Below are 6806 nucleotides of genomic sequence, written 5' to 3'. Positions count from 1 at the left end.
CTCCAAGTCATCCCATCACCACCACGGTGACCGGATAGCGCCTGTCACGGCGCTGCGCGCCATGCCCGGCGCACATAAAAAAGGGCGCCGTAGCGCCCTTGGTGTCAGAAGGTGCGAGGATCAGGGGAAGTCGTGAATGCTGACCGGCGCGCTGACGCCACGCTGGAACACGTTCACCTTGCCGCACTGAGCAAAATGGTTGCCGCTGGTGTAAGGGGTACCAGACTGGCTGACATTCGCCTCCCAGCCGGCGCCGTTCTTGATGTAGGTCTTGAACTCGAACCAGAGACCGTTCACGGCCTTGGAGCAGTCCATCTGCACATCCAGCATCCAGTAGTGCTGACCATAGCTGTTCAGAGCCTCGACGCCATAGCCATCGACTGCCACCGTCTTCTGAGCACCCCAGTTGGAGGGCCATACATTGGTGGTCCAATCCATGGCCGTGCCGACGGCTGCCGTGCTTTGTGATGCCTCGGTGCCATACCAGTCCAGATACTGGTCGTTGGCCTTCCAAGGCGCCGTGGTGGTGTTACGCAGGTTGTTGTGCACAATCGGGATCGCGCACTGGTAGTTGGTGCTGGTGCACGCCAGACCTAAGTTGTTGGCCGCATAGGTATGATCGATACCGCCGCGCACGAACATGTCTTCACCGGCGGCCGTGGTGCCATACACCAGCAGCACGGTACGCTTCAAGCCAGGGGTGGAGCCCTTCTTCCAGACCGCCCAATCGGTGCCGGATTGCACCAGGGTCCAGCCACTACCGCTCGGCGACCAGGAGCCATTGCCCATCTTCATCGCCAACTTGTCGCCGATATAGGCGGCATAGAGCCCCTGCTCGGCGCGATCGATGGTCACAGTAGAGTTGGAGTGGATGCCTTCTGATTTACGCAGTTGCATCAGCGCCTTGATCTGGCTACCCAGGCCCCAGTTGAAGTAGTGGGTGTAGTAGACAGAAGGAACCCCGGGATGGGTCATGATATAGGCATAGGCCTGCATCACCTTGTCACAGGGCACCGGCCAGTGATTCTGACCCGAACCACAGGTACCACTCGGACCCGTGTCATGGTTGTCTACGAAGGTCACGGAGTGAGAAGGCCACCAGCCAATGGCGCCTTGCGGCTTGCCGCTGGAGTCCTTCAACACGGAGAAGTTGTAGGTCGACAGCGCCTTGTTCAGCAACCCCTTGGTGGTGAAGTCAAACACGGCACTGGTGCCGCCGGTGGCGTTCACCCAGTTGATCAGCAACTGACGGTGGGCATCCGGATAGTTGGCATCGGAACCGCAGCCTTCACCGGTGTAGCACAGCGAGGTCCAGTATTCACCGACGCTAAAATAGGGACTGGTGGCGTTGTTGTAGATGCCGACATAGCTGCCATTGAAGCCCTTGACGTAGTCATAACGCCAGCCGTCAAAACCGACGCCCTTCAGGGTATTGTTCATCCAGTCGGTGATACTGGTCTGCACGAAGCCCTGGCTGTGGTCGATATCCCGCGCGGCGGCATAGCCACCACCCGAATCGGCATTGCCACGGGTGCCGCTGCAGTTGGAGCCGGTAGCACCCCAGGCTTCATCATCGGAAGTGATGGCCTGCATGCTCCAGTTCGGGTTGGCAAAGCCACACCAGCTGCCGGTGCCGTTGCGGTGGTTGATGACGATATCCGCCAGTGCCTTGACCCCCTTGCCATGCAGGGTACTGATCAGGGAGGCCAGCTCAGTCTCGGTGCCATATTTGGAGTTCAGATCGTTGAGCTGCTCTGGCAGATAGCCTTCCAGCGAACCGGCCTTGGAGGGTGGCGGCAGCCAGACCATGTTGAACCCGGCGCTGGCGATCTCGTCAGCATTGGCCGAGAGCTGGTTATACCAGGTTGCCGAGCTGGAGGCTGAGGTCCACTGGAACCCTTGCAGCATGATATCGGTATTATTTTCTGGCACGCCAGCCCAGGCGCCACAGGAGACGGCCGCCAGTACCGACAATGCCAAGCATTGTTTCTTCATCGTTTATTTTCCTTCGTTAGGCTTGCTGTATCGAACTCTTGTGTGGATCGAATCATTATTGCCACCGTCACCGCCGTCCACCGCCTGCACCAACAGGGGAGTGGCGCGGCCATCGCGACCATGGTCCTGATGCCGCAGCATCAGGGCATGATTCCAACCCCATGTACCGCTAGAGACAATTATCCAGAGGCGGTTTTGTGAGCAGGGTGAATTTGTAAAGATAAAGTTGCGAAGCCGCTCACTTTTTAACGGCAGCGAAATAGAGCAACCACATCAGTCCGTCTTCAGCATCACCACCGGCGCGGAGGATGGTCCAATCTAGCCCATGGCAGCAACACAGGTATTGACGTACAGAGGGCACTGAACATGCCTAACCTTTCAGCGCCACTGCATAACCATAAGAATCCCCCACTTCAGCAATCTCGGATTAACAAGCTACTAAATTCGTATTTTTTGAATTTAATTCCCAATTAATCCATTGAATGCAGAATAGTTACGCAATATATTGCGCGCCTTGCCGAACAGTTGGCGTCCGCGTCACTGACTGAACATTCACCCCGGATAGTGAAACGATAACGATGAAGAAGAATCTGGGTCTGGGCGCCTTGATAGCCCTGGTACTGAGCTCCATGGTGGGCGCCGGTATTTTTAGCCTGCCACAAAATATTGCCGCCAATGCCCAGGTCGGAGCCATCGCTCTGGGATGGGTGATCACCGGTCTGGGCATGATCTGTCTGGCGCTGGTATATCAATGTTTGTCCCTGCGCCGGCCGGATCTGGATGGCGGTATCTTTACCTATGCCAAGGCCGGTTTCGGCAGCTTTGTCGGTTTCAATGCTGCCTGGGGCTACTGGATCTGCCAACTGCTGGCCAACGTCTCCTACGTGGTCGTGGTGTGCAGCGCGCTGAGCTATTTTGTCGATACCCCGGATCAAGTCTGGCTGGGTGAAGGCAATACCCCCTATGCCATCGCGCTGGGCTCGCTGCTGATCTGGGCAGTCCAGGCGCTGGTGATCCGCGGCATCAAGCTGGCGGCCTTCGTCAATATCATCACCACCATTGCCAAACTGATCCCGCTGCTGGTGCTGGCGGTGGCCCTGATGCTGGCGTTCCATATGGATACCTTCACTCTGGATCTCTGGGGTCAGGGCACGCCGGAGCTCGGCAGCGTGATGGATCAGGTCAAATCCACCATGAAGGTTACCCTGTGGGTCTTTATCGGGATTGAAGGGGCGATTGTGGTGTCAGCCCGGGCCGAGCATCGTCGCGATGTGGGCCGCGCCACCATCATAGCCCTGCTCAGTGCGCTGGCGCTGTATGTGATGGTCAGCCTGTTTGCCCTCGGTGTCATGACCCAGCCGGAGATTGCCGCGCTGAAGAACCCCTCTACCGCCGCGATCCTGGAAAAAGTGGTCGGCCCCTGGGGTGCCGTGTTGATCAATGCCGGCTTGATGATTTCCGTCTCCGGGGCCTTCCTGAGCTGGACCATGCTGGCCTGTGAGGTACCGTTTATCGCCTCCCGCACCGGGCTGTTCCCGACCTGGTTTGCCGCTGAGAATCGTCGTGGCGCCCCTCACCATGCACTGTGGGCCTCGACCCTGCTGATCCAGCTATTTCTGGTCATTATCCTGTTCCAGAAGAGCACCTATCTGGCGCTGGTGAATATCACCACCTCGGCGGCGCTGGTGCCCTATGTGTTCTCCGGTGCATATGGCTTGAAGCTGGCGTTGACCGGCGAGACCTATGGCGCGCAGGAGCAGAGCCGCTGGCGGGATCTGCTGATTGCCGGGGTCGCTACCCTGTATGGCCTGTGGCTGGTGTATGCGGCGGGGATTGACTATCTGCTGCTGGTGACCCTGCTCTATGCACCGGGCATCGCCATCTACTGGCTGGCCCGCCGCCAGCATGGCGCACGTCGTCTCAATCCACTGGAGCTGGGGTTATCCGCCACCCTGTTTGCCCTGGCGGGCTGGACTCTGTATCGCATTGGCTGCGGGGATCTGGCGCTGGTCTGATCCCCCGGCAACCAGCGGCGAGCAACAACTCGCCGCCATTGCTGACTTTTCCCGCACTTGAGCGCGAATACGGGAAAAATCATTGCAATCTCAGTAGGCTACCGTTAGTATCGCCGCGTTGTTATGGGGGCTCTGTTGGTCCTCCCGCATCGGAATCTCGTCGACCTGGTCAGGACCGGAAGGTAGCAGCCAAGGCGAGTCCTTCGAGTGCCGGGATGTGGCTGGCAGAGCCTCCACCAGTTTAAAGATTCGTTGTCGTTTAAACCATAAGTTGACATATCTAAAGCATAAGCTGGCATAAACTTGCACCATAAGTTGACATAGCCTAAACCTGTAAGAAAGTAACAACAGGTTGGAGGGGTTATGTACCGTCGGCATCTCAAACACTCCCGCGTCAAGAACCTCTTCAAATTCGTCAGCGCCAAGATGAACACTGTGCTTACAGTGGAATCATCCCTAGAGTTCGATACCTGCTTTCATCTTGAGTACTCCCCTGCTGTTAAAGCATTTGAAGCTCAGCCAGAAGGCTTCTATTACACCTTCGAGGGTCGCAACTGTCCCTACACCCCTGATTTTCGGGTCGTTGATCAGCAAGGCAATGTCAGTTTTATTGAGGTCAAACCCTCAGATAAAGTTGCAGAACCAGACTTTCTCCAGCGTTTTCCCTTCAAGCAGCAAAAGGCTATTGAGCTTTCTTGCCCACTGAAGCTCATAACAGAAAGGCAGATCCGGATTGATCCGATCCTGGGGAATCTCAAGTTATTGCATCGCTACTCAGGCTTTCAGAGCTTTACGCCTCTGCATGTGCAACTGCTCGGGTTAGTAAAGGATTTCGGCAGGGTTTCGCTAGCTAGGTTATCCGGTTCGACAGCTGCGCCACCTGGAGAAGTTCTAGCAACGGTTTTGTCACTGATCGCCTGGGGGTTAATTCATAGCGACCTGACTGAGCACGAAATGGGCTTTTCCACTATCGTGTGGATGAGTTGATGTGTGCTCAACCGACCATTGGGGCGCCAAGTGGATTATTTGAGGATGAGTTTACCAATCCTCAGCCACAAGAGGCTTCTGAGCCAGCGGCTATATCACCAACAGTACTTCCTGCCACTGTTGATAGCTTTCCTGCTGATCTCAAGGCTCAAGCACTTCATCGTCTCGACTATATCCGCTGGATTGAAGAGCATTTGGTAGGCGGTTGGACAGAGAAAAATCTGGTTCCGTTACTTGTTGAAGCAGCTAAGGCATTGCCACCACCTGTGCCAAACTGGCGGACTCTGGCTCGCTGGCAAAAAAATTATAATCAACATGGTAGAAAACTGACGGCTCTTATACCCAAGCATCAAGAAAAAGGGAATGTGAGAAGTCGACTGCCATCGAGTGATGAGATTTTTTTGAACAAGCTGTTCACTGCTTTCTGGTTGGAGAACAACCGTCAATAGCCTCTGCTTATCAACGCTATACCGACATTATTCGTATAGAAAACCTCAATGTGGTCGAAAATCCGATCAAGGCTATATCCTATATGGCTTTTTACAACAGAGTAAAAAAGCTACCGGCCTATCAAGTTATGCGAAGCAGAAAGGGCTCATATATGGCTGATGTGGAATTTAGGACCATCAGCAGCCATAAACCGCCAAGCCGCGTTATGGAGAGAGTCGAGATTGACCATACGCCGCTGGATCTGATCCTGCTTGATGATGATTTACTTGTTCCGTTGGGGCGACCTTGTTTAACGCTACTGATTGATTCATACAGCCATTGTGTTGTCGGCTTTAATCTCAGCTTCAACCAACCTGGTTATGAGTCTGTTCGTAACGCATTACTCAGCTGCATTCCCCCAAAGAACTATGTTAAAGACAAATACCCGACCATTGAGCACGAATGGCCATGCTATGGCAAACCAGAGACGTTGGTTGTCGATAACGGGGTTGAGTTCTGGAGTAAAAGTCTGGAGCAGTCTTGTCTGGAATTGGGGATCAATATTCAATACAACCCGGTTAGAAAACCTTGGCTCAAGCCCATGATTGAGCGCATGTTTGGCACTATAAATCGTAAACTTCTGGAACCGATTCCCGGCAAGACATTCTCCAATGTTTTAGAAAGAGGCGAATATGATCCCCAAAAAGATGCAGTGATGCGGTTTTCAACTTTTTTGGAGATCTTTCACCGCTGGATCATTGACGTTTACCACTATGAGCCTGATAGCAGGCACCGCTATATCCCAATACAATCTTGGCAATATGGTTGCAATAAATTGCCACCGGCACCCGTTGCTGAGGATGACCTGGCAAAGCTTGAGGTCATATTAAGTATCAGTCTTCAATGTACGCATAGACGGGGGGGGATCCAGCGATTTCACTTGCGTTATGACTCAGATGAGTTGGCATCCTATCGGATGAATTATCCTGATAAGACGCATGGCAAGCGGAAAGTGCTCGTAAAACTAAATCCTAGAGACATATCTTATGTGTTTGTTTTTATAAAGGAAGCTGGCAAGTTCATACGAGTTCCTTGTATTGATCCTGAAGATTACACGAAAGGTTTGAGCCTGCAAGAACACCAGATCAACATGAAAATGCACCGAGATTTTATTGACACACAAATGGATGTTGTCAGCCTCGCTAAAGCGCGAACTTATATTAACAGCCGGATACAAAGCGAACTGTCCGAAGTCCGTCAAACACTGAAAAAACGCAATACCAAAGGGATTAACAAAATAGGCGTTGTTGCTCAAATCAGGGAACTATCCCGCAGTTTGGTGATCTGATCTCTTAGGTTCACCACCGGGAGCGCCAGATG

The 6806-nt window shown here is 53.6% G+C and carries 6 protein-coding genes and 1 other RNA gene; 6 read left to right on the top strand and 1 reads right to left on the bottom strand.

Annotated elements, in window-relative coordinates; all coding sequences use genetic code 11:
* Positions 1-120: 120 nt before the first annotated feature.
* Entirely contained in the window at positions 121-1995 is a 1875-nt protein-coding gene (locus ACYVG7_RS11490; RefSeq protein ID WP_460883248.1) for an alpha-amylase C-terminal beta-sheet domain-containing protein, read from the bottom strand.
* Between the two features lie 42 nt (positions 1996-2037).
* On the opposite strand from ACYVG7_RS11490, the gene ACYVG7_RS11485 reads away from it, so the two are divergent.
* The 6 genes from ACYVG7_RS11485 to ACYVG7_RS11460 all read left to right on the top strand — a co-directional run bounded on the left by ACYVG7_RS11485 (position 2038) and on the right by ACYVG7_RS11460 (position 6774).
* The gene (locus ACYVG7_RS11485) at positions 2038-2196 is read left to right on the top strand and encodes a hypothetical protein (RefSeq protein WP_460883247.1); all 159 of its coding nucleotides are present in this window, start codon (positions 2038-2040) and stop codon (positions 2194-2196) included.
* A 377-nt stretch (positions 2197-2573) separates the two neighbouring features.
* The gene (locus ACYVG7_RS11480) at positions 2574-4010 is read left to right on the top strand and encodes a basic amino acid/polyamine antiporter (protein WP_460883246.1); all 1437 of its coding nucleotides are present in this window, start codon (positions 2574-2576) and stop codon (positions 4008-4010) included.
* 133 nt (positions 4011-4143) lie between these two features.
* An RNA gene (gene ffs, locus ACYVG7_RS11475) (signal recognition particle sRNA small type) lies at positions 4144-4240 on the top strand.
* A gap of 133 nt (positions 4241-4373) precedes the next feature.
* Entirely contained in the window at positions 4374-4997 is a 624-nt protein-coding gene (locus ACYVG7_RS11470; protein ID WP_460883245.1) for a Tn7 transposase TnsA N-terminal domain-containing protein, read from the top strand.
* Complete coding sequence (locus ACYVG7_RS11465; protein ID WP_460883244.1) at positions 4997-5446, top strand: hypothetical protein; 450 nt, start codon at positions 4997-4999, stop codon at positions 5444-5446. Before ACYVG7_RS11470 ends, ACYVG7_RS11465 begins: the two co-directional genes overlap by 1 nt.
* Before the next feature lie 152 nt (positions 5447-5598).
* The gene (locus ACYVG7_RS11460) at positions 5599-6774 is read left to right on the top strand and encodes a Mu transposase C-terminal domain-containing protein (protein ID WP_460883243.1); all 1176 of its coding nucleotides are present in this window, start codon (positions 5599-5601) and stop codon (positions 6772-6774) included.
* The last annotated feature ends 32 nt before the right edge of the window (positions 6775-6806 follow it).

The organism is Pseudaeromonas pectinilytica (assembly GCF_054780855.1).
The sequence above is the reverse complement of the archived record's forward strand: the minus strand, read 5'-3'. Positions and strand labels throughout refer to the sequence as shown.